The organism is Mucilaginibacter sp. P4_C11, from assembly GCF_056402115.1.
Genome location: NZ_JBFUIA010000022.1, coordinates 78,739 through 104,900, shown reverse-complemented (window position 1 = coordinate 104,900; position 26,162 = coordinate 78,739). Strand labels below are relative to the sequence as shown.

The window sequence follows — 26,162 nt, the reverse complement described above, 5'->3', positions numbered from 1 at the left end:
TCCATTCATCATATCTTCATTTGTTACCTATACTTTTAAACCAGAAGTAATCTCACTTAATGGCTTCAAATAAGCAAATTTTTCAGGCAGATACCCCCGGCAGATGGAACCGCTTTAAATGGCTCAGCCGTGTGCTGCTTGCATTTTTGGTAATAGGCATTATAGCCGTAATAGTTACCATTAAATCTACCTATTACCCCAGCCTGCCGAGCCTTGACCTGGCGCCAAAAAAAATGTCGAAAGAAGAGCTTGCGCAAATCAAGCGGTCAACCAAATACAGGTCTTTCAAGATACAAAAAGGCGAAATTGAAGCTCTTGAACGCGCCAAACGACAACACCAACGCAAGCACCCCAACAATAAAGACCGCCTGAATGTTGCCTTTTACCGCCCATGGGAACCGCAGGCTTATTATTCGTTGCTTGACAATATGCCCAAGCTGGATATGGTGGTAAGCGAAGGCTTTTCCATCCTTCCGGGTGTTGATACCGTAATTACCAAAGTTGATACCGGTCTCATCAATGTTAATAAAAAATACAATAAGCCAATTATACTCACGCTATCAAACTATGTAAATAAAAACAACCAGGAGGGTGGTTATGATAGTAAGGATGTTGAACGCATTATTAAAAATCCTGCTTTACGGGCCGGTTTTATCAATAGCGTTACAAACGCCCTTACAAAATATAAGTTTAAAGGCATCAATGTTGATCTTGACGAAATAAAAGACCGTAACAGCAAAAACTACATCACTTTTCAAACCGAGCTTTACAAAACATTAAAAGCGAAGGGTTTCCTTGTTACCCAAAACGTAGTGCCCGAAGATGAATCGTACGATATTGTACGATTACAACATGTTAACGATTTCCTGTTCATTATGGCTATTGATGAGCATAATGAATTAAGTAACCCCGGCGATTTATCAAACCAGCACTGGGTTGAGCAGATACTGGATGATGTATGCAGCAAAGTACCCAGCGAAAAAATTATTTTAACCTTTGCAGGCGGCGCTTATGACTGGCGCGAAACCAGCATTGGCAAATCTATCGGCTATCAGCAGGCTATTAGTACCGCACAGGAAAACCAAAGCAAGATCACCTTCGATCCCATATCGGCCAACTCGCATTTTGCATACATGGATAAGGACAGCCTTGACCATGACATTTACTTTGCCGATGCGGCTACCAACTTTAACGTTATCCGCATGGCCGACGATTGGGCAACGGGCGGCGTGGCATTGTGGCGCATGGGTACCGAAGACCCAAGACTTTGGTCGTTTTTTCAAAAAAACCTGTCTATCGATTCGCTGCGTAAAACAGGTGTAGATATGCGTAGATTAACATCTGTTGGTTTAAACAGCCGTAAAAACGTGGAGTATGACGGCGATGGCGAGGTGCTTGACCTGATTACCACGCCACAAACCGGCGAGATTGACGTAAAACTGGATACCGGCAATTATACCATCACTGCCCAAACTTATAAAAGGCTGCCTACCAAGTATATGATTCGCAAGTATGGGTACAAGCCTAAAAAGGTTGTTTTAACCTTTGATGACGGGCCCGACCCGGATTACACCCCGCGCATTCTTGACATCCTGCAAAAAGAAAAGGTTCCGGCATCGTTCTTCGTAGTGGGCTCCATGGCCGAAAAAAACATAGCCATCCTCAGGCGCATTTATGAGGACGGTTATGAAATAGGAAACCACACGTTTTTCCACCCCGATATATCAACCATCAGCCTGCAACGTGTGGTGCTGGAGCTAAACGCCACCCGTAAGATCATCGAATCGGTTACAGGCCGCAGTACCATATTGTTCCGCCCGCCATTTAATGCGGATGCCGAGCCTGAAACGCTTGCCGAAGTTATCCCTGTTGCCGAAAGCCGCAGACAAAGCTACATCACCATTGGCGAATCCATTGACCCGTGGGATTGGCAGCCCGGCGTAACCGCCGATAGCATCGTTGCCCGCACCATCAGGCAGGCAGGCAACGGATCAATGATATTGCTGCACGATGCCGGCGGCGACACCCGCGAAGAAACGGTAAAGGCATTACCTGCCATTATTCACTACTTTAAAACACATGGTTATGAGTTTACCACCATTGCCGATGTGCTTGACAAAACCAAGGATGACTTGATGCCACCTATAAAGGACGACCATACTGGGATTTTTGGCCCAATGTATGATGTTGCAGTCCATGGCTATTATTACTTCAACTGGTTTTTAATATACGTGTTTTTGTCGGCTATATTCCTGGCCATTGGCCGTATTGTTTTAATTGCCATATTGGCGCTCAGGCAAAACAGCGAGAACAAAAAGACAGCAAAACTGCGCGGCGATAATTTGCCCCTGCCCCCGGTTAGTATTATTGTACCTGCATATAACGAGGAGGTAAATGCTGTTGCCACCATACAAAGCTTATTGAAAACAGAATATCCCGTTTTTGAAATTATTTTTGTTGATGACGGATCCAAAGACGACACTTTCGCGGTAGTATCTGCAGCCTATGAGGGGCATCCGCTGGTTAAAATATTAACTAAACCCAACGGTGGTAAAGCATCGGCATTAAACTTTGGGATAACCCATGCCACCAGCGATTTTGTGGTGTGTATTGATGCGGACACGCAACTTAAAAACGATGCCATTTATCACTTAATGAGCTACTTTACCGATGAGGAAATTGGCGCTGTGGCAGGTACGGTAAAAGTTGGCAACGAAACCAATATCATCACCCGCTGGCAGTCGATAGAATATATTACCGCTCAAAATATGGACCGCCGTGCTTTTGACCTCATCAACAGCATTACGGTAGTGCCTGGTGCTATCGGGGCGTTCCGCAAATCAGCCATTTTCCGGGCTGGCGGCTTTACTTATGATACATTGGCCGAGGATTGCGATTTAACCATGCGTATCCTTAAACAGGGCTATATTGTAAGAAATTGTGCCGAGGCTATTGCGTATACCGAGGCTCCGGAAACTATCGATATGTTGCTTAAACAACGTTTCCGCTGGAGTTTTGGTGTAATCCAAAGTTTCTGGAAAAACCGCGACGCGCTGTTTAACAAAAAATACAAATTCTTCGGAATGGTGGGGATGCCTAATATTCTCATCTTCCAGATCATATTACCGCTGTTTTCGCCGCTGGCAGATTTGATGATGATCTTTGCCTTATTTGGCGAAAAGCCGGAGAAAATGCTCATCTATTATGTGGCCTTCGTGGTTGTCGATTTCATTGTGGGCATCATAGCCTTCCGTATGGAAAAAGAAGATTACAGGAAGCTTGTTTACATTATACCACAACGTTTCCTGTGGAGGCAGCTAATGTATTACGTACTGTTTAAATCGATGCGCAAAGCCCTTAAAGGCGAGTTAAGCGGATGGGGCGTGCTGAAGCGGACGGGTAACGTAAATATTAAAAGCGGTCAAAAGAAGAATAACTCGGCAATATATATTATTGTTATCTTGCTAATAACTGCCGCAATACTATTTTGGGTGGTAAAAAAGTGGTACATGTAGGCTGAAGAACTGCATGAAGGTCAAGACAAAAAATATCCCGCGTCTGGAATATTTTTTGCCTTGACTCACTTGCCTCTTAGGTTATTCTCTTTCGATCAGGCAAACCGCATAAGCAACAACACCCTCCTGACGGCCTATAAATCCCAGTTGCTCATTAGTGGTAGCTTTGATTGATATATCATCTTCACTTATAGATGCCGCTTTGGCTATATGAACCTTCATAGCCGGGATGTGCGGATTTATCTTAGGCGCTTCCAAACATACCATGGCATCAATGTTGCCGATACTAAAGCCTTTTTCTTTTATAAGTTCAACAACATGCTGAAGCAGGATAAGGCTGCTGATACCTTTCCAACGATTGTCGGTATTGGAGAAATGAAAACCTATATCGCGCATGTTAGCGGCGCCAAGCAATGCATCGCAAATGGCATGCAAAAGCACATCGGCATCTGAGTGGCCGTAAGCGCCTGCGTGGTGCTCTAAGTTAACACCGCCTAAAACAAATGGGTGCTGTTCACGTAACTGGTGAACATCAAAACCAAACCCTACTTTAATTTTACCCATTATTATTTTGACACATTGGAGGTACCGCCAAAACTTGCCGACAAACTAAAACGCAAGGTATTGGCCAAAGGACTATTTTGCTGGCTGGCTGCCAGGTATGAGAAATCGAATTTAAAAATATCATATTTAAGGCCGAAGCCAAGGGTGATATAGCGCCTGTCGCTTTTGCCTGGGTTTTCATATAAATAACCGGCACGTATGGCAAATTGCTTATTATACCAGTATTCGGCCCCTGGCGATAGGCTAATTTCTTTCAGTTCTTCGCTAAAACCGCCAGGTGCATCACCAAATGATTGAAAAATACCCGACGGTACCGATACATCATCATTTTTACCGCTTATAATATTACCATTAGCATCTTTAACAGGCGGCGTTGGTGTTAACAACTTGTTTACATCAAAAGCAACCGTTATCTGGTTATTTTCATCCAGGTTCCAGGTATTAGCAGCGCCTAACTTTAAATTGGCAGGTAAAAAATATTTAGGCCCGTTGGTAGTATAGCTGATTTTTGTACCGATGTTAGATATATTGGCGCCAAAAGCAAACAGGTTATCATCCCCATAAGTGGTTTTATAAAACATAGATACATCGGCAGCAAAAGCATTCCCGGCACGGCCGGTCTGAGTTGATCCGGCTGTCGCAAACGAAACACTTGAAATACTTGAATGGATGAAACGCCCGGTTAGCCCTAAAGAAAAACCTTCGCCAAACTTGCGTGCATAACTCACATCAAGCGAAAATTCATTTGGCGTATAGGTGCCCTGGCTATTTGAAAAATCGTCGTTCAATTGAAGCGATCCGTAATTAAAGTAGCGCAGCGATGCCCCAAGTGTATTACGGTCGTCCAGCTTATGGGCATAGCTTAAATAGGATAAACTGATATCGGGAACCAGGTGCCTTAGCCATGGAGAATAAGACAACGAAAGTTCATCATTGCTTTCAAGAAATGCAAGCTTTGAGGGGTTCCAGAAATTGGCATTAACATCCGGAGAAATAGCAACACCCGCCTCGCCCATTGCACCCGAACGCGAATCGGGGGTAATGTTCAAAAAAGGCACCTCAACACGTGATCCTCTATATGTGCTACCATCAGTACTTGTTTGCGCCACAACAGTAAATGGCACTAAATACAATGATAAGAAGGTTATATTCCGAAATGTAAAAAACTTCATTGGGTGCAATTTAGCTTTATTATTTTAATTGATAAATATAGGCCCATAATTTAGATGGGATTTTTAAAGGAATATTTAATAGCAAACCCTCAAAAAAAACAAAATATTGCAACTATTTGCCGTACTTTTTCGTTAAAAACTTTGATAATTGTTTGATTTATTTAGAAGAAGGCACATTAGCGTTAGCATTATGTCCATTTTTTTCTAAATTTACGTCATTAATATAATTGTAAAATTATGAAAATACTTTTTACTAAAACTGCTTTAGCCCTTGCGGCCGCATGTGCATTGGTAAGCAGCTGTAGTAAACCACCGGTATCGCAAAAAACCGGGTTAGTTTATAATAACAAAAGCAATGGTGGCTACGAGCGTTACAGGCAAACACACCCCGCACCTGGTCCGGGCCTGGTACCTATTGAAGGTGGTACCTTTGTAATGGGCGGTAGTGCCGATCAGGACGTAACCTATGACTATAACAATGTAAGGCGCAGGGTAACCGTACCCTCGTTTTATATGGACGAAACAGAAGTAGCTAACCAGGATTGGCTGGATTATTTGCACTGGCTAAGCATTACATTCCCGCAAGACCGCGAATTATATTACAATGCTTTACCAGATACCCTGGTTTGGCGTAAACCGTTATCATACAACGATCCTTACGTAGATAACTACCTTCGTCACCCTGCATTTCAGGATTACCCGGTTGTAGGCGTTAGCTGGGATCAGGCACAGGATTATTGCTCATGGCGTACCGACCGTACCAATGAAAATATTTTACGCGAAACCGGGCGTTTAGTAACCTGGAAAGATCAAAATGCAAAAGGTAAAAATGGTGGTCGTGCAACCGCTGCAAACGGATCATCGCAGCCTTTTAACACCGATATTTATCTTAACGGACAGATGAGAGGCACCGGCGTAGACGGTAAAAAAATGCTGCCTAACTTAAGCCCTAACGCTGCTGCCGGCACAGKCAAAAATGCAAAACCCGTAAGGCCGGTACGTATGGAAGATGGTATTTTAAAACAAGCTTACCGTTTACCATCAGAAGCGGAGTGGGAATATGCTGCTTTGGCATTGGCCGGAAATACGCAGTTTGAAAATATTGATGACGGTAAAATGTATTCATGGAACGGAATGGGCGTTCGTTCGGCAAAAAGTAAAACCCGTGGTTTAATTTTGGCCAACTTTAAAAGAGGAGCCGGTGACAACATGGGCGTGGGCGGTTACTTAAATGATAAAGCCGACATAACAGCGCCGGTACGTACCTACCCGCCAAATGATTTTGGCTTATACCAAATGTCGGGTAATGTTAACGAGTGGGTGCAGGATACTTATCGTCAAACATCGTTTGAAGAATTTGAAGATTTTAATCCCTTCCGTGGTAACCAGTATACCAACAAACGCTTAGCCGATCCGTCAAAAGGCTTATACGCTAAAGACAAATATGGCAAGCCAATTAAAGATCCGGCCAAGTCAAACAAAAAAATGAAATATGCCGATTACCTGGCATTACAACAAGGTCAGGACCCCAACACTGTTAACAGTGCACCTGCGCAAGGCACACCTGCTAACGGCGCCGTTGCAGCACCCGGAACACCAGCCAACGCGGCGGCTACCAAAGCTGCAGTTGCTTCATTGGTTAAAGATTCGGGCAAAAAATACGATCCCGATTTCAGGGGCGAAAAAGATACTGTTAGCACTGCGCTATATGGTACAACCTCATTGGTAAATGACCATTCCAAAGTTTATAAAGGCGGTTCATGGAATGACCTTGCTTTTTGGATGAACCCCGCCACCCGTCGCTTTATGGACGAGGACGAGTCAAGTGCCGAAGTTGGTTTCCGTTGCGCGATGACCTTAGTAGGTGCTCCGGAAGTTTATCCTAACGGCAAGCCGCACTACCCTGTTAAAAAACCAAAGCCCTTTAAGGCTAAATAAGATACCCAATTTTAAACTTAAGTATTAAGGCCGTTCAGTATTGAATGGCCTTATTTGTTGGCAGGAAAAAGCAGCTATAGTTGATAACTACAAAATGAAGCAGTCTCAATTTGACGGGTGATTTACTGGCTACACTCGTTGCCACGTATGGAATATTAAAGCCTTTGAAGAGATAATAACGAAGCGTACTGCAAGCGGGATTCATTACCAGGGCATTAAAAAGACAGCGTGAATCGTCCGGCGCACTTACCAGGCTAAGCAAGTTATGCTTCGCCAATGGCCCTTGTTTGATAGACGCCGTGACATAAGTGCTTACGTTATAAACGAGAAACAACTACCATTATACTAAAGAACCCCGGCGGCATAAAGCCACCGGGGTTCTTAAAACTATTTCAATTTGATTAATAACCTTCGTTTTGTACAAGTTTAGGATTGGTCTGTATTTCACGCAATGGAACAGGCAATATCAATTTAGGTGAATTATAGGGTAATGCACCAACATTTTGCTGTAAACGCTTGGCATCCTGCAGGAAGAAACCACCTTCGAACGATAGTTCGTGTATGCGCTCTGTTAATATATCAGCTACACCTAACGGATTTGGTGTACCACCTACAGGAACAAAATCTGTAGCTGGTTTTCCGGCCAGCCCAGCCCTTGCCCTGATCGTGTTAACATCACTTTGTGGTGTAGCTCCGACAGCAGTATTGCTTCTGATATTCCCTTCGGCACGTATCAGGTACATTTCAGCAAGCCTCACCACGTGAGCATTACCAAAATTGTTGTTGAATTTTTTTGTCCTGATAACTGACGTTACCGTATAAAATTTCCCGCGTTCATCAGCGGCTTCAAAACCTGCCAAAAAGCTCGATTTTATCCTGATATCTCCACGGCCACCAAAACCCGATGAAGCATAAAATGTATTAAAAGAGTTAACACCTTGCTGAGATGTTACCTGGATAGCAAATATATCCTCAGACGTATTATCAAAGTGCGCAGCATCTGATCCGTTAGGAAATTCAGCGTCATAAGTAGCAGTAAGGTCAAAAGCCCCTGAAGCAATCACCTTGTTAGCTTCAGCAACCGCCTTAGCGTATTGACCTTGCTGTAAATAAAGCCTGGCCAGGATAGCAGATGCTGAATATTTATTGGCATAAAATAAATTATCTTCGGGTAGTTTCGCTTCGGCATCAGTCAAATCGCTAATGGCCTGTGCATAAACAGCAGCAACAGTTGAGCGCGGAACGTATGACGCATCGCTAACTACGGTTGTTGGCGTTAATACTATCGGTACAGCAAGATTTGTTGACGGACTACCATCGTTCCAGGCCCTCCCATAAAGCCTTGCCAAATCAAAATACATTAAGCCTCTGATAAACTTTGCTTCACCTTCGGTTCTTTGGGCGTCATCGGCAACGGTAATCAGCTTCAAATTAGCCAGCACGTTATTACTCAAGTTTATAACCTGGTAACCTTCCTGCCATGTAGTTAAAGCAAAATTGTTATCATTGGTTATCTCCTGGTTTACCATCTGGGTAAGATCCTGGAAAGTACCCGTCCAGTTAATAATGTTTTGGGTTGCCAGTAAATCAGAATATAAGAATACTTCTCCTCCATACACACCTGACTGTGCCATGCGGTTATAAGTACCTACAAGGGTACTTTGTACGTCTTTTGCTGTTAATATGGCCTGAGTTTGATCAATTGACCCCGTTGGCTTAATATCAAGCGGTTTTTTACATGCATTTAGGCACATAGTAAGTGTCAATGCCGATATATATATATAATTTCTTCTTTTCATTTTAGTATGTTTTAATATTACAAGCCTATATTAACACCAAATGTAATTGTACGTGGTTGCGGGGCCGAGTAAAAATCGACGCCAAGGTTGATATTACCCGACTGGTAATCCGAGTTAACCTCCGGATCCCATCCCTTGTACTTGGTTATTAAAAATAAGTTATAAGCATTCATAAACAACCTTACCTTTTGCAATTTCACCTTGCTCACCACATTCTTAGGTAAAGTGTAGCCTAATGTCATGGTTTTTAAACGTACATATGAACCACTGGATAAATACCTGCTTGATGCGTTCACTCCGTTACCATAAAACAAACGTGGTTCGGGTATATCGGTAATATCGCCTGGTTTATCCCAGTATTTAAGCTGATCTACGGTTTGATTATCAAAACCGTTGCCTGCACTGGTGCTCATATATTGGCCACCCCCATTGTAAATTTTATTGCCAAATGCACCCTGGAAGGTAAACGACAAATCGATACCATTATAGCTGAATGTATTGGTAAATCCGGCTATATACTTTGGAGTAGGGCTGCCCAATACCACATTTTGTGCGGCGTTATAGTCATTTGTCTTCGTACGATCAATTTTACCATTAGCATCCTTGGTATTTAGATAATACAAGGCATCACCGTTAGCAGGATCGACACCGGCATATTCATGACCATAAAACACGCCTATAGGTTGCCCTTCAATTACACGGTTTAAGTCATTACTGCCTAAAACCTGTCCGTTAATAAATGTGACTATATTTTTGTTGTAAGCGGCATTTATTGATGATGTCCATTTAAATTTCCCTACAAATATATCGCCCGATAACTCAAGCTCCAGACCTTTGTTATATAACTTGCCAAGGTTTTGTACCTGTGTACTAAGTGGCACCGAACTTGGGTTAGAAATACCTAACGATCCCGGCAAGTTAACGTTCAATAACAAATCCCTTGTACGCTTTTGATAATAATCAAAGCTACCGGATAAGCGGTTATTGAAAAACCCGAAATCGACAGCTAAATCCAACTGTGCGGTTGTCTCCCATTTAAGGTTAGGGTTGCTTATTTGTGTAAATTGCTGGCCGGCAGCACCATTATAGTTGGCCGGAGCAAATAAACCTAATGACGAAAAGTTACCAATCTCGGCATTACCGGTTAAACCGTAACTCCCGCGAATCTTTAAAGAACTTATTAGTTTACTGTCTTTCAGGAAATCCTCTTCAGACAGGATCCAGCCGGCAGAACCTGATGGGAAAAAGCCGTAACGGCTGTTAGGGCCAAATCTTGATGAACCATCCGTTCTGGCACTACCCGATAACAGGTACCTGCCTTTATAGGCATAATTCGCCCTAAAGAAATATGATAGAAAACTGTAGCCTGTTTCAAAAGACGAGCCCGCTGTTTTAACAGCCGCTGCCGAAAGCTTTTTGTAAGCATCAGACGGGAACTGGTTACCTTGAATATCATTACCTACGTTTTTTGATTTTTGATAGCTTGTACCCAAAACCATATCCAATGAACTTGTTTTACCGCCAAAAAGAGTTTTATAGCTAAAATAGTTATTGGTATTATAATTAATAACCTGCGAGGTGGTGTTTTCGCCAAATCCGTTGTTGGTACTTGTGTTACGGTAGGTAAGGGCGCCAAAATAACTATCTTCCGCCTGGTTCAACTGATCGATGCCAAATTCGGTGCGGAAGGTAAGGCCTTTAAATATATCGAGATTTGCGTAAACGTTCCCGATGGTACGGTAAACATTAGCCTGGTAAAATGCATTGTTTTTACTGATCAAAGGATTATAATAAAGCGGAAAATCATCCGATTCGCCCGGAGGGGTACCGCTTATTAAACCGCTGCGCGGGTCAATTAACGGGGTAATTGGCGATAGGGCAACTATTTGCAAAGGTGTGCTAAACTGATTATCATCAGATACCCTGTCGTTAACCGTATTTGCAAAGCTCAGGTTCATCCCGATAGTTAAATTTTTATCAATCTTGCTGTCCAAATTTAAACGGCCCGAATATCTTTTAAAATGATTCCCAATTATAATACCTGCCTGGTTAAGGTATTGCCCGCCTATATAGTAGGTGGTTTTATCGTTACCACCAGATATATTTAAATCATACTGTTGTTGCGGTGCGCTCTGAAAAGCTTGTTTTTCCCAGTTGGTATTAATTTTACCTGTTTTCCAGTCGTCGGTACCTGCCGACAAAAAGGTAAGGTTATCATCAACATATGATTTGTAATCGGCAATAGCGTCATCAAGTGTGTCGTAAGCACCTGCAGCAAAATCCTGTTTGGCTGCCCCTACGCCCGCACGTTCCTCTATCTGCACAAATTGCTTAGCATTCAGGAAATCGCGATGCCTTGATGGATTGCTGTTACCAAACTGAGCTGTCAAATTAATTTTGGCAGCACCTGCTTTTCCCTTTTTGGTAGTGATTACAACTACACCATTGGATGCACGGGCACCATATATAGCAGATGCAGAAGCGTCTTTTAGTACCTGTATCGATTCGATATCATTAAAGTTGATATCGGCAAGCGGGCTGGTAGCAGCACCGGTGCTCGATTGACTTTCGGTAGTAATTGGCACTCCATCTAATATGTAAAGAGGTTGTGTACCGGCCGACACTGATGACGTGCCACGCACGCTGATCTTGATGCCCTGGCCAAGCTTTCCGTTATCTGCCTGAACCAAAACACCTGCAACTTTACCTTGAATAGCCTGTTCAACAGATGTAGTTGGGGTACCTTCAATGTCCTTTGCACTTACTGAAGATATTGCACCGGTTATATTAGCCCGTTTTTGCGTACCATAACCAACAACAACAACCTCGGTTAATTGCTTAGAATCTTGTTCTAAAGCAGTACTCAAAGTTTTTCCGGCAATTGGTAATTCTACAACCTTAAAACCGATAAACCTAAAAACTAAAACCTTTGCTGATGCAGGAACCGAAAAACTGTAGGCTCCGCTTACATCTGTTTGAGTGCCAATACCGGCGGCACCTTTCACGGTCACGCTTACCCCAGGTAAGGGCGAACCATCCTTTTGATCTGTTACTTTACCTGTAATAACACGATTTTGTGCGAAAACGAATGAAATGCAGGAAAATAACAACAAAATTGTTAGTAGATTTTTCTTCATAGAGTTAAATATTAATTAAAAAAAGTAAGTTATTAACAAAAAGGCAAAAAAACAATTAAAGCGATGAGGATTTCTCGCATTTTTTACAATTGTAGTACCAAAATTACAGTGAAGAATAGATAAATCTTTAAAACTCAATCAAAATTTGTCCCTTTTCCACCTTATCACCGCTCTTTATCCTGATTTTCTTTATAGTTACATCTGCCGGGCATTTGATAATATTTTCCATCTTCATGGCTTCAAGTACCAAAAGGTTATCTCCTTTTTTTACCTCATCGCCGGCAACAGCAAATACTTTGAGTACAAGGCCCGGCATAGGGGCCTTAATTTCGCTTAGCTGAGCACTGGTTAAACTACTCAGGCCTAATTTATCCAGCAAAATATCAAACTGATCTTTTACCGTAATTGTATAGGTATTATTGTTTATCTTAATTTGGGCAGTTTTATCGGCACTGTTAAAAGATATTACGTCGGCATTGTACGATTGGTTGCCTTCTATAATATGATAGATGCCTTCGCTAATATGTTTAATATCGGCCGTAGTAGCTGTATTATTAATAAACAGACCGTCACCGTCTTTTGCTGCATCAAAGCTATATTTCTCATTTATTTTTATCTGATACATGTTTTGCAGGGTTTGAGTTTCGGGATGGTGTAGTTCTTAACGTAATGACAAATTAAAGTTAAGCAAATATCAGGATTAGGCTATTGGCAAAATGCAAATAGTTGAGCAAACATAATGCGGTTAAATAAAACTACTGCGTAAAAACATATTGCACCATATTGGCGCCCATTTTAAGCGCCTTTAAACGGGTTTCCTGCGTATCGCCGGCATAAGTGCCATAATCCTCCCAGCCATTGCCCAAATCGCACTCATAGTCATAAAAACACACTAATCGCCCTTTGTATATCAATCCAAAACCTTGTGCGCGGGTGCCGTCATGCTCGTGTATTTTAGGCAAGCCATTGGGGAAGCTGTATTTTTGGTGGTAAATCGGATGGTTAAGCGGCAACTCCACAAATTCAAGTTCAGGAAATACTTTTTTCATTTGCGGGCGGATGAATTTATCTAATCCGTAGTTATCGTCGATATGCAAAAAACCTCCGCCGGTGAGGTATTTGCGTAGGTTACGGGCCTCCTGGTCGCTAAAAATTACGTTACCATGCCCAGTCATAAAAACAAAGGGATAATTAAATATCGATGCACTACCCACTTCAACAACCTCATCATCGGTATCAAAGTTAGTTTTCAGGTTTTCATTACAGAATTTTGCCAGGTTAGTTAAGGCTGTACGGTCGCCATACCAATCGCCCCCACCGGCGTACTTAAGCCGGGCAATTTTATACGAGGGGGCACAGAAACCACACAAAACTACAAACGCAGCAAAGGCAATGATGATATAACTGAGTTTTTTCATAGCCGGTTTAAAAAATTCACCTCGAAGCAGGCTTCCAGGGCGGCGGTTTCGGTACGCAGCCTGGCCTCACCCAAAGTTATCGGTTTAAAGCCGCTTTCCAAAGCCAACTCAATTTCGGCAGGGCTAAAATCGCCCTCGGGGCCTATCAATATCAAATAACGCCCGTGTGGGTTAATTACTTTACGTAAATCGAACTTATCGCCCGGTTCACAATAAGCAATAAATCTTTGCCCGTCAAAAGGCAGCGCTAACAGCTGGTTAAATTTAACCGCATCATTTAATACAGGATGATATGCTTTTAATGATTGCTTGATAGCTGCGGTGATGATTTTATTAAGCCTGTCAACCTTGGCCTCCTTACGCTCCGACCGTTGAGTGATGATGAGCGATATTTCATCGATACCAATTTCGGTGGCTTTTTCCAAAAACCACTCCAGGCGTTCGATATTTTTGGTGGGTGCTACCGCTATGTGCAGGTAATGGTTCCGTTTATTAAACTCCGGAGTAACGGATGTAATATTGAGGATGGTACGTTTGGGATGCGCATCGTGAATAACCGCATTATAAAACCCTCCACGCCCGTCAATCAGTTGAACTTCGTCGCCTGCCTCCAGCCGCAAAACACGTATAGCATGTTTGCTCTCTTCCTCACTAAGAAAATATTGGGGATGCGTGGGGGCAATATCGGGCGTATAAAAAAGATGCATTGGCTAAGCAGATTAATGTAAATCTACAGCATCTTCTTCATTTATCAGCAATTCAAGTTTAACAGATTCGATATTCTGATCTGATTTGCGCAGCACAGTGATATTATACCCATTCGATTCCTTTTGCTCGCCAACATCCGGAATTTTACCAAATATATCGCCCAACCAGCCGCTTACCGTATCAAAGTCGCCGTCTTCGGGCAAGTCATGGGGCAGGTGTTCGTTTACATCATATATAGGTGCAAGGGCGTTTACAATAAACTCACGCTCGTTAACTTTTTCTACAATTGGTTTTTCCTCATCGTACTCATCCTGTATCTCGCCTACCAGTTCCTCCACAATATCCTCCAGGGTAACCATTCCGGCCGTTCCGCCAAACTCATCCAGCACTATGGCTATTTGAATACGTTTTTGCTGAAGCTCGGCCATCAAGTCATTTATCTTTTTGGTTTCGGGAATAAAGTACGGTTTGCGGATGATGTTTTTCAGTACTATCTCTTCGTTACGTGCAAGCAACGGCAAAATATCTTTGGCATGTACTATCCCGATGATCTTATCTATCACATCATCAAAAACCGGCATCCGGGAGTAGCCTTCGTCGATGATCATATCCAGCAATTCCTGCTTGGTTGAGGTGATATCGATGCCTGAAATTTTGGTGCGGGGTACCATAATGTTTTTAACAACACGCTCGTTAAAATCAAAAACATTCTGAATCAGCTCATGCTCGTTTGAATCTAAAGCACCCGATTCTTTACCCTGTTCAAGCAGGTACTGCAATTCTTCAGAACTGTGGTGTGCTTCGCCGCCCTCTAAGGTACTGATCCCTAAAAGTTTTAAAATAAAGTTAGCAAAGCCATTTAATACCCAAATCAAGGGTTTAAAAAACACAAAGAAAAAACGGAGTGGCAACGATATGGCCAGCACCGTACGTACCGACTTTTGAATGGCTATTGATTTGGGGGCAAGCTCGCCAAATACAATATGCAATACCGTAATAAATGTAAAGGCAAGGATGTGGCTGGCTGTGATAAAGCCGGGCGAAAGTGTAATCCCCACTGCCAAAAACGCCCTGATAACAATATTGGTGGCAACCTCTTCGCCCACAACACCAAGGGCCAGTGAAGCAATGGTAATACCCAACTGCGTAGCAGCCAGGTACCCATCAAGGTTATGCAGTATGCCGCGTGCAACTTTGGCAACGCCGCTGCCCGATTTTGCTTTAATTTCTATTTGTGAACCCCGTACCCTTACCATAGCAAACTCCGCGGCTACAAAAAAACCGTTGAGCAAAACCAGGAATACGGTTGCAATTAAATAAAAGGTGCTTATTTCGTAATGCGCGGGGTCCATCTAATGTTTATTGGGTTACCGGAAAAGTAGACTTATACAATTCCAAACTCTCATTTATTACCTTATGCGCATAACGCACACCTAATAAATGCTCGATAGTTACGTTCTTGCCTTCCAGCTTTTTGTAATCTTTAAAAAAACGAACAATTTCGGTCATGGCATGTGGGGGCAATTCATTCAGGTCGTTAATATAATTAACCGACATGTCATTTTTTGCAACTGCGATGATTTTATCGTCCTGCTCGCCATTATCAACCATGTGCATTACCCCTACTACCTTTGCCTCAATTATCGACATCGGGAATACATCAATAGAGCAAAGCACTAATATATCCAAAGGATCTTTATCGTCACAATAAGTTTGTGGTATAAAGCCGTAGTTAGCCGGATACATCACCGATGAAAACAAAACACGATCTAATTTTAATAAACCAGAATCCTTATCTATTTCATATTTAGCTTTTGAACCTTTAGGTATTTCGATTATAGCATTAACAATTTCGGGAATGTTATCGCCAGGAGAAACCTGGTGCCATGGATGTTGTGTACTCATTTGGTATTTGTAGTATATTTATTATCTAATATTCTGTTCTTTATTCTCTGCAATTTTCTTTCGTACGTAGGCAACAACAAGGGGTATGGTAGTAATCACTATAAGCCCTAACACCACATACTGCATATAATCCTTCAACTGCGGAAACCTTTTTCCTAAAAAAAAGCCGCCTAAGGTAAAGGTGCACACCCATGCTACGCAACCAACAAGGTTGTATAAAGCAAACTTTTTAAGATCAACTTTAACAACACCTGCAAATATAGGGGCAAATGTCCTAACGATAGGGAAAAATCTGCCCAAAATCAAAGCCATACCACCGTATTTGTTATAAAAGTCGCTGGCCAGTATCACATATCGCTTCTTAAAAAACAGCGAGTCGTTTCTATTGAACAATACCGGTCCCGTTCGATGACCAAACCAATATCCCGTAAAATTTCCTAATATGCCTGCTGCAATGAGCGATAACACCAATGTAGATATATTTACGTCAACCTTGCCTGCAGAACACAACAAGCCTGCCATAAATAGCAAATAGTCTCCTGGTAAAAAAAAACCAAAAAACAACCCGGTTTCAGCAAAAACAACAACAAGCAGGAAATAAAAACCTCCCCTACTTATGATGGATTGAGCGTCCGTTAAATTTTGAAGGTAATCCCAAAAACTTTCCATTCACTATATCTGTAAAACTACAAATATTATATCAATTTGCAGTACCCAGTTACTATTAAATGAAATAGGAAATAAAATCAGGGTAAACACCGATGATGATAGTTGCTAATGCCGAAATAGCAAAAACAATTTTATAATAGGCCGGCACCACCAGCTCGGCCCTGTCTGCCGACCTGAAATACATGGCCACAATAACCCTGAAGTAGTAGAAAATACTGATGATGGCGTTTACAACAGCTACTATAACCAACCAAAACTGATATTTAGCAAGCGCACCGGTAAACATATAAAACTTACCCATAAAGCCTGCAGTAAGCGGGATACCGGCCAATGAAAGCATTGCTATCGTTAGCACTAATGCCAGGAAAGGATTCTTTTTTGCAAGGCCGTTAAAGCTCTCAAAATTATCGCTGCCACTTTGTTGCTGCACCAAAATAAGGGCACCAAAAGCTACAATGGATGCAACAGAATAGGCGGTTGCATAAATAAATACCGAATTGGCCGAACTTGCACCTAAAGCCACAATTGCAAAAAGCAGGTAACCAGCGTGAGAGATACTTGAAAAAGCAAGCATCCTTTTAAAGCTTTGCTGATATAATGCGGTAATGTTGCCTATAAACAATGTTGCTACAGTGATAACCAATAAAATTGGCGTCCAGAAATCAGATATTGGTGCAAAACATACCGAAAATAAACGCAGGAATGCCGCAAAGCCGGCAGTTTTTACGACTGTAGACATGAAAGCAGTGATTAGCGTTGGCGAACCCTCGTACACATCTGGTGTCCAGAAATGGAATGGCGCAGCACCTACTTTAAAGCAAAGGCCCACTATGATAAGCCCGATACCTGTATAAAACATAGGATCGGCGTGTGGATGAGCAACAACCCAATCGCTGATAACCTCGAGGCTAAAAGAGCCTGTTGTGCCGTAAAGCAGGGTAATACCAAATAACAAGAAACCTGTTGAGAAAGCCCCCATCAGGAAATATTTTAATGCCGCCTCGTTTGATGCAAAATCGCTCTTCTTAATACCGGCCAGTATGTACAAGCTTACCGACATGATTTCAATACCGATAAACATCATGGTTAAGTTGTAATAAGAAACCATTACAATAATGCCTGCCAACGAGAAAAGGATAATGGCATAATATTCGGCAACGTGGTTGCTTATCTTCTCAAAATACCCGGCCGATAACAGCAGGATTAAAATAGTTGTTATAATAGCTATTGATGAAAATACAACAGAAAAATTGTTGAACATCATCATACCATGAAAAGTAGGAATTGTGGTATCGGGCCTTTTGTATTCGGCCACAGCGCAAGCCAGCGCAGCAAGCAAACCAACAATGGTAACAGGTAATAATGCCTTTGAAGCCTTGTACAAGCCAAGGTACAGCAACACTATTGGTAAAACAGATATGATGATTAAAGTAGTCATGTTTTTATAAATCCTAAAACCTAAATTCTAAACTCTAAATAAAACCCTTAAAGCTTCGTTAAAATTCAAAAACCCGGGTTAGCTGTTAATTAGTATTTTTTCAAGCATTGCTCCAAAGATTCTTGTCAATTCCATCGTTTCCTGAATTAACATATCCCTGGAGTTTGCCAGTTGTTGTTCATTTATATCTATTAGTCTGAGCCATAAACGACTCTCTTTTGCCTCTTTTCTACAGATCTTTATCCTGTGCGAAAAATCGTTCCTGCTAAAGCTTTCGTTAGCTTCTATAAAATTCGCCGCTACCGAACCTGACAATCTTACAAGTTGCTTGTAGTATTCAACATTATGTATATTTTTCTCTATCTTCTTTAAAAACTCTTTACAATTATTGGCGAAATCAAATGTTCTATCTTCCAGATTAAACTTTTTAGCGTTGTTATCTCCGGTTTCCATCTACTTCATTCAATATTTTGTTCTTTTCTTTTTAGAGTTTAGAAATTAGAATTTAGAGTTTATATTAAAAGCTTGGCTTTGTATTCAAAGTATTTATCAAATTAGTAACAGCCGCTTCAGATATATGCAAAATAGGCTGCGGGTATATACCTATACCAATTATTAATACGCAGATAATGCCAAGCACTAATTGCTCAGAGCCGCTGATGTCTTTAAAATTAGTGGTTAATTCATTGGTTTCGCCCTGCATTACATTTTTGTACATGCGCAGCATATAAACCGCACCTAAGATAATGGTTGTACCGGCAATAACAGCCAAGGCGATATTCATGTAATGGAATGCGCTGTACTGAAACACACCATCTAACAGTAAAAACTCGCCCACAAAACCATTGGTTAACGGCAGGCCTACAGTACCCAATACAATAATTAAAAAAGCTATCGAAAATTTGGGAGCTACTTTGGCAATACCGCCAAGATTTCCTATTTCGCGGGTGTTTAAACGGGTGCTGATGATATCCCATATAAAAAACATACCAACAACGTTTATACCGTGGTTAAGCATCTGCACCATCGCTCCCTGTACCCCCTGCTGACTCCATGTAAATATACCCGCGGCAATTAAGCCAACGTGCGCAATAGATGAATAAGCCACCAAACGCTTGCCGTCAGTTTGCTTAAAAGCAATAATCGACGCATAAACAATACCTATAACTGCCAATATAGTTATTATGGCCTGCCAGTGGTCAAGACCTGCCGGTGCATTTGGGATCATCCAGCGAATTGCTCCATAAACACCCATCTTAAGCATAATACCTGATAACATCATGGTACCGCCGGTTGGGGCTTCGGTATAAGTATCGGGCTGCCAGGTATGGAACGGGAATACAGGCATCTTAATGGCAAATGCCAAAAAGAATGCTAAAAACACCCACGACTGCTGCTGAGTGCCTAATTTTAAAGTGTAAAAGGCATGTATATCAAACGTCTTCGTCGGCGACTGCAGGTAGAGGTAAATGATGGCCACCAGCATAAACAACGAGCCTGCAAACGTGTAGATAAAAAACTTAAGCGTAATACGGATACGGTTTTCACCACCCCACAGGGCACATATAAAGTAAATTGGAATTAATGCTGCCTCCCATCCTACGTAAAACAAAAAGCCATCCATAGCAGTAAACACCAGTAGTAACCCGGCCTGCATAAATAAAATCAGGCCGTAAAAAGCACCCGCATTTTTGTACTCGTGCTTAAACGTACTTAATATGATAAGCGGAACAAGCAACACTGTAAGTAACACTACAATCATGCTAATCCCATCAATACCCGCTTTAAAATAGATGCCTAACCTGGGTATCCATGGTGCATCTATAACAAACTGCGAGGTTGCATCGGGTACAAATTTGCTTAAAAACAAGCCTGCTACTGCCAGCTCGGCTATTGCAAAAAATAAAGCGGCATATTTGGCTGTGTTGCCTTTTAAAAAGGCTACTATAACTGCGGCAATTACCGGTAAAAAAATTAATATACTAACGGTCATTTTATGTTTTAAACGCTATCGTTTATACTTTAGTTAATCCAAATGCGGTATACAGCAACACGCCAATAATACCCAGCACCATTACAAATATGTAAAAACCTACATTACCGGTTTGCAGTAAGCGCAAGCCCTTGCTGGTTTCAATTGTACCTTTACCAATGCCGTTCACCAATCCATCGATACCTAATTTTTCTACCACGTTGTAGAAGAAGGTCGACAGAAAATCCAGGGGTTTACGGATAAGGAAATCATACAGCTCATCAACATAAAATTTATGGTAAGATAAACTGGTTAAGGCCGGGCGTTCTTCGGTATCAGCAACCGGAACACGGCCATTTTTAACATATTTTATATAAGCATACACTAAGGCAACCATTGCTAACAGAACCGAAATTCCCATCAAAGCCTTTTCCGTACCTGCTGATAACTCGCCCATTGGCAATGCCGCCGTTGAAGCTTTAAACACCGGTGCCAGGTAATGGGCCAATTCATGATGCCCGCCCAATACTTCCGGTACGCCAATTAAGCCACCAACAATAGACAATACCGCCAACACGATCAAAGGAATCGTCATTGTAGCCGGTGATTCATGGAGATGATGTTCCTGCTCATGCGTTCCGCGGAACTTACCCCAGAAAGTAAGGTACATCATCCGGAACATATAGAAAGAGGTAAGCATGGCTGTAAACACACCAATTACATAAAATGTAGTGCTATGTTCGTAGGCGTGGGCTAAAATTTCGTCTTTTGAAAAGAAACCAGAGAATGGCGGGATACCAGATATCGCGATGGTACCTATCAGCATGGTTACAAAGGTTACAGGCAGTTTACCTTTCAAGCCACCCATTTTACGCATATCCTGCTCACCGCTTACAGCGTGAATAACAGAACCCGCACCAAGGAATAATAAGGCCTTGAAGAAAGCGTGAGTTAACACGTGGAAAAAAGACCCAGTATAAGCACCTACGCCCAGGCCCAAAAACATATACCCTAATTGCGATACGGTTGAGTAAGCCAATACCTTTTTAATATCGGTTTGTGTAAGGGCAATTAGTGCAGCAAACAATGCTGTAGCCAAACCTACTATTGCCACCACTTCCATAGCAAACGGCGATAGTGTATAAATAATGTTTGAGCGGGCAATCATATAAATACCGGCAGTAACCATTGTTGCAGCATGTATTAATGCCGAAACTGGTGTCGGGCCGGCCATCGCATCCGGTAACCAGGTAAACAAGGGTAACTGTGCCGATTTACCCACGGCACCTACAAACAGTAATAAAGCAATAGCTGTAAGCGGCGCAGCACCAACTTTCATTACTTCTACTTTGTGAAACAACGGGATATACTCAATAGTGCCAAAAGCATATATAATAAGGAATACCCCCATCAAAAAGCCAAGGTCGCCAATACGGTTCATGATAAAAGCCTTTTTGGCAGCATCGGCATAGCTCGGATTAGTATACCAAAAGCCTATCAACAGGTATGAGCATAAACCAACGCCCTCCCATCCTATAAACATAATGATGTAGTTAGAACCCATCACCAATAAAAGCATGAAGAAAACAAACAGGTTTAGATAAGCGAAGAACTTACCAAACCCTTTATCATCATGCATATAGCCAATAGAATACAGGTGGATAAGGAAACCTACGCCTGTAATAATCAACAGCATGATAGAACTCAATTGATCTACAAGAAACGCGAAAGGTACTTTTACAGGACCTGCGTTAATCCAATCGAAATAATTAACGTTAATTACCCCGGTTGCTTTTACCTGGAAGAAAACGGCAATGCTTAAGGCAAAAGATGCCAATACCAGCGCACTGCCAATAAAGCCTATTACGCCTTTTGATAATGAATTACGGCCAAGCCCGTTAATAACAAAACCGGCTAACGGTAATATGGGAATAAGCCAGATATATTGATTCATAAGCCCCCTCTAAATCTCCCCCTGAAGGGTGAGACTTTTATTTTTTAATTGTTCTATTTATAAACTTCTCTTGCGAAAAGCGTTGAATACTCATTTTCTAATCCTCCCCCTTTAGGGGGCCGGGGGGCTGCTACCACTTCAGCCTATTCAGCACGTTAATATCTATCGAATTTGTGTTCCTATAAATCATCACGATAATAGCAAGGCCCACAGCTACTTCGGCAGCAGCCAATGCCATGATAAAAAATACGAAAACCTGGCCGGTGGCGTCGCCCCTATATACAGAAAATGCGGTTAGCAACAGATTTACCGAGTTCAGCATCAACTCAACCGACATAAATATCACGATGGCATTGCGGCGGATTAATACTCCCATTACGCCAATCGAAAAAATAATGGCACTTAACAATATGTAATGATTAAGAGGCACCGCGTGCATGGTATTTGTTAAACTTTCCATTATGTAGTTTTAGGGTCTTTTGTAGCCAGCAAAACAGCGCCTACCATTGCCGATAACAGCAATACAGACGATACTTCAAACGGCAATAAAAATTCGTTAAACAATACTTTACCCAGGTTTTTCACTAACCCAAGGTCGGGGTTTTGCAATACCACCGGGTTTGATGTGGCAACTAGTTTTAATGATGATGCAATTGCAACAGCAAGAATGCCACCGCCAAATACACCGGCTATCTTGATCATAAACGGCTTAACCGGCTCGCTTTCCTTATTCAGGTTAATAAGCATCAGGGTGTACAGGAACAATACCAGGATAGCGCCCATGTACACTATAAAATTTACGATTGCCAAAAACTGGGCGTTCAGTAAAATATAGTGAATGGTGAACGTAAAAAAGGTAAGTATAAGATAAAGGATACTATGTACCGGATTTTTGGCCGAGATTACCAATATCGAAAAGAATATGGACAAAAACGCGATGAAGTAAAATGTACTCATGTTTATATTTACAAAATACCCTTGCCCTGCTTTAAGGTTGGGCAAAGGTATAAAACTTCTTTATTGATTTAAGGGTGCCTCTACTAATTTGTCTTTACCGTAAATAAAATCCTTCCTTAAATAGTCGGCAGGTACAATATCTCCGTCAAGGTAAATGGCTTCTTTAGGGCAGGCCTCTTCGCATAAGCCGCAAAAAATACAGCGCAACATGTTTATTTCGTAAACAGCAGCGTATTTTTCTTCGCGGTACAGGTGCTCTTCGCCTTTCTGGCGTTCGGCGGCCGTCATGGTAATAGCCTCAGCAGGGCATGATAAAGCGCACAAACCACAGGCAGTGCAACGTTCTTTACCATCCTCATCGCGCTTAAGCGAGTGCATGCCGCGGAAGTTTTCAGAAAACTCACGCTTCTCTTCAGGATAACTGATGGTTACCGGTTTCTTGAAAAAGTGCTTCATCGTAGTGGCCAAACCGCCAACAATGGCCGGCAGGTAAGCACGCTCCAAAAAATTGAGCGGCTTTACTTCCAATACTTTTTTCTTATTGCTTAATGATTCCATTTAATTAAAATCCAAAGTGTTTAAGTGCTGTACTCACCACACCGGTAAGCACTATGTTGGCAATTGCCAATGGTATCAATATCTTCCAGCCCAAATCCATCAACTGATCATAACGGAAACGTGGAATTGTCCAGCGTACCCACATAAAGAAGAAGATGAACAGGAATATTTTCGCGAACAACACTACTGTACCAATCAGGGGGCCAATTGCCGGGCCTACATGTGCAGTAACCCAATCCATACCCGGGTAGTTATAACCGCCCCAATAAAGGGTAGCCATTACTGCCGATGAAATGAACATGTTGATGTACTCTGCAAACAAATAGAAACCTAATTTCATTGACGAATACTCCGTATGGTAACCACCTACAAGCTCGGTTTCGCACTCGGGCAAGTCAAACGGCGTCCGGTTAGTTTCGGCAAACGCGCATACTATAAATATCAAAAAACCTAATGGCTGACGGATGATATTCCAGTTCCAGCCATGTTGCTGCTCGGCAATCTCTTTCAAACTTAAAGTACCGGTAAGCATCAATAGAGCAATGATGGATAAGCCCATCGAAATTTCGTAGCTGATGTTTTGCGATGCAGCACGGATAGCTCCTAACAATGAGTATTTATTGTTTGATGCCCAGCCGCCAATCATTACGCCATAAACACCTAATGATACCACTCCGAAGATATATAATACTCCAACATTGATATCAGTAACCTGCAGATCAATTGTGTGACCGCCGATAACCATTTTTTGACCCCATGGAATAACCGCCGAACCTATACAGGCCGTTAATATAGCCAGGCAAGGGCCTACAATGAACAGAAAAGGTGTAGCGTTTGTAGGGATGATCTCTTCTTTCAAAAACATTTTACCACCATCGGCAAGCGGCTGTAATATTCCCCACGGACCGGCACGGTTAGGGCCTATCCTATCCTGGAAAAACGCCGCTATTTTACGCTCGGCATAGGTTGAGTACATGGCCACAACCAAACTGATCAGGAAAATGATAACGATCAGTACAATCCTAAATATTAAATCGGTTCCCATTATAAGCGTGTATCCCTTTCAAATTGTTCTTTATTGGCTTCCAGTAATACCGGGTTGGTTTTAACAACCGGCAGCGGTGTAAACTCGTAATGATTTGAGCTGATAACCGATTTGTGCGATATCTTACGCGGGCCTTCAATTACCCAATCAGCCGTTTTCTTTTTATCAAAGCGGCAGGTATTGCAAATAAACTCTTCCACCTCGCCATAAACATCTTTACGACCGGTTACCCTGATCACATCTTCACCCTTATACCATAAAGTTACTTTACCACAGCATTTATCACAATCGCGATGCGCATCTACCGGCTTGGTAAACCAAACACGGTTTTTAAAGCGGAAGGTTTTATCTGTTAATGCGCCTACCGGGCAAACATCAATTACGTTACCCGAAAAATCGTTATCAACAGCTTTGCTGATGTAGGTGGATATCTCAGAGTGATCGCCCCTGTTCAGGATGCCGTGTAAACGGGTATTGGTGATCTGATCGGCAGTGAAAACACAACGGTAGCAAAGGATGCAACGCGTCATGTGCAGTTGAATTTTATCGCCAATATCAATTTTTTCAAAAGTACGGCGATCAAATTCGTAGCGGGTTTTAGCCGCGCCGTGTTCAAAGCCCAAATCTTGCAGGTGGCATTCGCCGGCCTGGTCGCATACCGGGCAATCCAGCGGGTGATTGATCAATAACATTTCAACCACACCTTTACGGGCCTCGATAACCTCGGGCGATGTAATGTTTTGCACCTCCATGCCATCCATAACACCTGTACGGCATGATGCTACCAGTTTTGGCATAGGGCGCGGGTCTTTTTCAGATCCTTTGGTCACCTTAACCAAACAGGTACGGCATTTACCACCACTGCCTTCCAGCTTGGAGTAATAGCACATAGCAGGCGGAACAATATCGCCACCTATCTGCCTTGCGGCATTAAGTATGCTTGTTCCTGGTTCTACTTCAACGGGTATTCCGTCTATGGTTACTTTCATCTTTTAAGTCAAAATTAAAAAGTCAAAAGTCAAAAATTACTTTTGAACGGACCTAATTATTCACTTTTAAGGTTGATGATAATAGAAGCAATGATTTTGTATATTTCATCAGCTTCATTCAGCAACTTATTTAGTTGTTCTTTTTCGTTTTGAAATACGGTATCTCTTAACAGACACAACCAATATTTCGTTTAATTAGCAGATTTAAGAGCAATAATGTAAAACTTCTTAAAATCCTTAGTCGAACTGCCCGACTTTGCCTCTATAATATTTGCCCCTACTGAAGTGCCGCTTCTCAGGAGCTGGTCAAACATTGAAAAGTGTATTCTTTCGTATTTAGCTGTTGATATGAATTGTACTAACTCTTTCGAGAACTGATAACACCTGTGTTTGATGTCATAAGTTTTTTCATTCAATGCTTCCT

The 26,162-nt window shown here is 42.0% G+C and carries 21 protein-coding genes and 1 pseudogene; 2 read left to right on the top strand and 20 right to left on the bottom strand.

Annotation, left to right across the window (positions count from 1 at the left end):
- Positions 1-59 precede the first annotated feature (59 nt).
- The gene (locus AC1DU2_RS19985; protein WP_477386316.1) at positions 60-3,515 is read left to right on the top strand and encodes a trifunctional glycoside hydrolase family 18/polysaccharide deacetylase/glycosyltransferase family 2 protein; all 3,456 of its coding nucleotides are present in this window, start codon (positions 60-62) and stop codon (positions 3,513-3,515) included.
- A gap of 81 nt (positions 3,516-3,596) precedes the next feature.
- Here the strand turns inward: AC1DU2_RS19985 and ispF are convergent, their stop codons facing one another.
- Positions 3,597-4,079 (bottom strand): 2-C-methyl-D-erythritol 2,4-cyclodiphosphate synthase, encoded by a 483-nt coding sequence (gene ispF, locus AC1DU2_RS19980; protein WP_477360069.1) that lies wholly within the window; start codon positions 4,077-4,079, stop codon positions 3,597-3,599.
- Positions 4,080-4,081: 2 nt separating this feature from the next.
- Entirely contained in the window at positions 4,082-5,251 is a 1,170-nt protein-coding gene (gene porV / locus AC1DU2_RS19975; protein ID WP_477360071.1) for a type IX secretion system outer membrane channel protein PorV, read from the bottom strand.
- A gap of 237 nt (positions 5,252-5,488) precedes the next feature.
- On the opposite strand from porV, the gene AC1DU2_RS19970 reads away from it, so the two are divergent.
- Positions 5,489-7,189 carry an SUMF1/EgtB/PvdO family nonheme iron enzyme gene (locus tag AC1DU2_RS19970; protein ID WP_477386313.1) on the top strand — a complete coding sequence of 567 codons (1,701 nt, stop codon included), beginning with the start codon at positions 5,489-5,491 and terminating at the stop codon, positions 7,187-7,189.
- 401 nt (positions 7,190-7,590) lie between these two features.
- On the opposite strand, the gene AC1DU2_RS19965 is transcribed toward AC1DU2_RS19970, so the two are convergent.
- The 18 genes and pseudogenes from AC1DU2_RS19965 to AC1DU2_RS19880 form a co-directional block, all read right to left on the bottom strand.
- A complete protein-coding gene (locus AC1DU2_RS19965) occupies positions 7,591-8,988 on the bottom strand; it encodes a RagB/SusD family nutrient uptake outer membrane protein (RefSeq protein ID WP_477386311.1) in 1,398 nt (465 codons plus the stop codon).
- Positions 8,989-9,005: 17 nt separating this feature from the next.
- Positions 9,006-12,125, bottom strand: a complete 3,120-nt coding sequence (locus AC1DU2_RS19960; RefSeq protein ID WP_477386309.1) for a SusC/RagA family TonB-linked outer membrane protein — start codon at positions 12,123-12,125, stop codon at positions 9,006-9,008.
- Positions 12,126-12,252: 127 nt separating this feature from the next.
- Positions 12,253-12,750, bottom strand: a complete 498-nt coding sequence (locus AC1DU2_RS19955; RefSeq protein WP_477360079.1) for an acyl-CoA carboxylase biotin carboxyl carrier protein subunit — start codon at positions 12,748-12,750, stop codon at positions 12,253-12,255.
- A 130-nt stretch (positions 12,751-12,880) separates the two neighbouring features.
- On the bottom strand, positions 12,881-13,543 hold the full coding sequence (locus AC1DU2_RS19950; protein WP_477360081.1) for a DUF4159 domain-containing protein: 663 nt from the start codon (positions 13,541-13,543) through the stop codon (positions 12,881-12,883).
- Positions 13,540-14,250 (bottom strand): 16S rRNA (uracil(1498)-N(3))-methyltransferase, encoded by a 711-nt coding sequence (locus AC1DU2_RS19945; protein ID WP_477386307.1) that lies wholly within the window; start codon positions 14,248-14,250, stop codon positions 13,540-13,542. The genes AC1DU2_RS19950 and AC1DU2_RS19945 overlap by 4 nt, the downstream gene beginning before the upstream one ends.
- Before the next feature lie 12 nt (positions 14,251-14,262).
- Positions 14,263-15,603: a hemolysin family protein gene (locus tag AC1DU2_RS19940; protein WP_477360085.1), complete on the bottom strand. Its 1,341-nt coding sequence runs from the start codon at positions 15,601-15,603 to the stop codon at positions 14,263-14,265.
- A 7-nt stretch (positions 15,604-15,610) separates the two neighbouring features.
- Entirely contained in the window at positions 15,611-16,156 is a 546-nt protein-coding gene (locus tag AC1DU2_RS19935; RefSeq protein WP_274209777.1) for an inorganic diphosphatase, read from the bottom strand.
- A 21-nt stretch (positions 16,157-16,177) separates the two neighbouring features.
- Positions 16,178-16,825, bottom strand: a complete 648-nt coding sequence (locus AC1DU2_RS19930) for a DedA family protein (protein WP_090651803.1) — start codon at positions 16,823-16,825, stop codon at positions 16,178-16,180.
- A 55-nt stretch (positions 16,826-16,880) separates the two neighbouring features.
- A complete protein-coding gene (locus tag AC1DU2_RS19925) occupies positions 16,881-18,263 on the bottom strand; it encodes an NADH-quinone oxidoreductase subunit N (protein WP_147053376.1) in 1,383 nt (460 codons plus the stop codon).
- Between the two features lie 78 nt (positions 18,264-18,341).
- Positions 18,342-18,716: a four helix bundle protein gene (locus AC1DU2_RS19920; RefSeq protein ID WP_477386304.1), complete on the bottom strand. Its 375-nt coding sequence runs from the start codon at positions 18,714-18,716 to the stop codon at positions 18,342-18,344.
- A gap of 64 nt (positions 18,717-18,780) precedes the next feature.
- Positions 18,781-20,256 (bottom strand): complex I subunit 4 family protein, encoded by a 1,476-nt coding sequence (locus tag AC1DU2_RS19915; RefSeq protein WP_477386302.1) that lies wholly within the window; start codon positions 20,254-20,256, stop codon positions 18,781-18,783.
- Positions 20,257-20,278: 22 nt separating this feature from the next.
- Positions 20,279-22,189: an NADH-quinone oxidoreductase subunit L gene (gene nuoL, locus AC1DU2_RS19910; RefSeq protein ID WP_477386300.1), complete on the bottom strand. Its 1,911-nt coding sequence runs from the start codon at positions 22,187-22,189 to the stop codon at positions 20,279-20,281.
- A 130-nt stretch (positions 22,190-22,319) separates the two neighbouring features.
- Complete coding sequence (nuoK, locus tag AC1DU2_RS19905; RefSeq protein WP_090651799.1) at positions 22,320-22,649, bottom strand: NADH-quinone oxidoreductase subunit NuoK; 330 nt, start codon at positions 22,647-22,649, stop codon at positions 22,320-22,322.
- Positions 22,649-23,146 carry an NADH-quinone oxidoreductase subunit J family protein gene (locus AC1DU2_RS19900; RefSeq protein ID WP_090651869.1) on the bottom strand — a complete coding sequence of 166 codons (498 nt, stop codon included), beginning with the start codon at positions 23,144-23,146 and terminating at the stop codon, positions 22,649-22,651. Before AC1DU2_RS19900 ends, nuoK begins: the two co-directional genes overlap by 1 nt.
- A 60-nt stretch (positions 23,147-23,206) precedes the next feature.
- A complete protein-coding gene (locus AC1DU2_RS19895) occupies positions 23,207-23,704 on the bottom strand; it encodes a NuoI/complex I 23 kDa subunit family protein (RefSeq protein ID WP_147053380.1) in 498 nt (165 codons plus the stop codon).
- Positions 23,705-23,708: 4 nt separating this feature from the next.
- Complete coding sequence (nuoH, locus tag AC1DU2_RS19890) at positions 23,709-24,749, bottom strand: NADH-quinone oxidoreductase subunit NuoH (RefSeq protein ID WP_477386298.1); 1,041 nt, start codon at positions 24,747-24,749, stop codon at positions 23,709-23,711.
- Positions 24,749-25,738 carry an NADH-quinone oxidoreductase subunit G gene (locus AC1DU2_RS19885; protein ID WP_439699265.1) on the bottom strand — a complete coding sequence of 330 codons (990 nt, stop codon included), beginning with the start codon at positions 25,736-25,738 and terminating at the stop codon, positions 24,749-24,751. The genes nuoH and AC1DU2_RS19885 overlap by 1 nt, the downstream gene beginning before the upstream one ends.
- A 56-nt stretch (positions 25,739-25,794) precedes the next feature.
- Positions 25,795-26,154: pseudogene (locus tag AC1DU2_RS19880) on the bottom strand (four helix bundle protein).
- Between the last annotated feature and the right edge of the window lie 8 nt (positions 26,155-26,162).

Bases quoted from the DNA above. Each gene is read 5' to 3' on its own strand.
- AC1DU2_RS19985 (WP_477386316.1), top strand. From the start codon at position 60: ATGGCTTCAAATAAGCAAATTTTTCAGGCAGATACCCCCGGCAGATGG.
- ispF (WP_477360069.1), bottom strand. From the start codon at position 4,079: ATGGGTAAAATTAAAGTAGGGTTTGGTTTTGATGTTCACCAGTTACGT.
- porV (WP_477360071.1), bottom strand. From the start codon at position 5,251: ATGAAGTTTTTTACATTTCGGAATATAACCTTCTTATCATTGTATTTA.
- AC1DU2_RS19965 (WP_477386311.1), bottom strand. From the start codon at position 8,988: ATGAAAAGAAGAAATTATATATATATATCGGCATTGACACTTACTATG.
- AC1DU2_RS19960 (WP_477386309.1), bottom strand. From the start codon at position 12,125: ATGAAGAAAAATCTACTAACAATTTTGTTGTTATTTTCCTGCATTTCA.
- AC1DU2_RS19955 (WP_477360079.1), bottom strand. From the start codon at position 12,750: ATGTATCAGATAAAAATAAATGAGAAATATAGCTTTGATGCAGCAAAA.
- AC1DU2_RS19950 (WP_477360081.1), bottom strand. From the start codon at position 13,543: ATGAAAAAACTCAGTTATATCATCATTGCCTTTGCTGCGTTTGTAGTT.
- AC1DU2_RS19945 (WP_477386307.1), bottom strand. From the start codon at position 14,250: ATGCATCTTTTTTATACGCCCGATATTGCCCCCACGCATCCCCAATAT.
- AC1DU2_RS19940 (WP_477360085.1), bottom strand. From the start codon at position 15,603: ATGGACCCCGCGCATTACGAAATAAGCACCTTTTATTTAATTGCAACC.
- AC1DU2_RS19935 (WP_274209777.1), bottom strand. From the start codon at position 16,156: ATGAGTACACAACATCCATGGCACCAGGTTTCTCCTGGCGATAACATT.
- AC1DU2_RS19930 (WP_090651803.1), bottom strand. From the start codon at position 16,825: ATGGAAAGTTTTTGGGATTACCTTCAAAATTTAACGGACGCTCAATCC.
- AC1DU2_RS19925 (WP_147053376.1), bottom strand. From the start codon at position 18,263: ATGACTACTTTAATCATCATATCTGTTTTACCAATAGTGTTGCTGTAC.
- AC1DU2_RS19920 (WP_477386304.1), bottom strand. From the start codon at position 18,716: ATGGAAACCGGAGATAACAACGCTAAAAAGTTTAATCTGGAAGATAGA.
- AC1DU2_RS19915 (WP_477386302.1), bottom strand. From the start codon at position 20,256: ATGACCGTTAGTATATTAATTTTTTTACCGGTAATTGCCGCAGTTATA.
- nuoL (WP_477386300.1), bottom strand. From the start codon at position 22,189: ATGAATCAATATATCTGGCTTATTCCCATATTACCGTTAGCCGGTTTT.
- nuoK (WP_090651799.1), bottom strand. From the start codon at position 22,649: ATGGAAAGTTTAACAAATACCATGCACGCGGTGCCTCTTAATCATTAC.
- AC1DU2_RS19900 (WP_090651869.1), bottom strand. From the start codon at position 23,146: ATGAGTACATTTTACTTCATCGCGTTTTTGTCCATATTCTTTTCGATA.
- AC1DU2_RS19895 (WP_147053380.1), bottom strand. From the start codon at position 23,704: ATGGAATCATTAAGCAATAAGAAAAAAGTATTGGAAGTAAAGCCGCTC.
- nuoH (WP_477386298.1), bottom strand. From the start codon at position 24,749: ATGGGAACCGATTTAATATTTAGGATTGTACTGATCGTTATCATTTTC.
- AC1DU2_RS19885 (WP_439699265.1), bottom strand. From the start codon at position 25,738: ATGAAAGTAACCATAGACGGAATACCCGTTGAAGTAGAACCAGGAACA.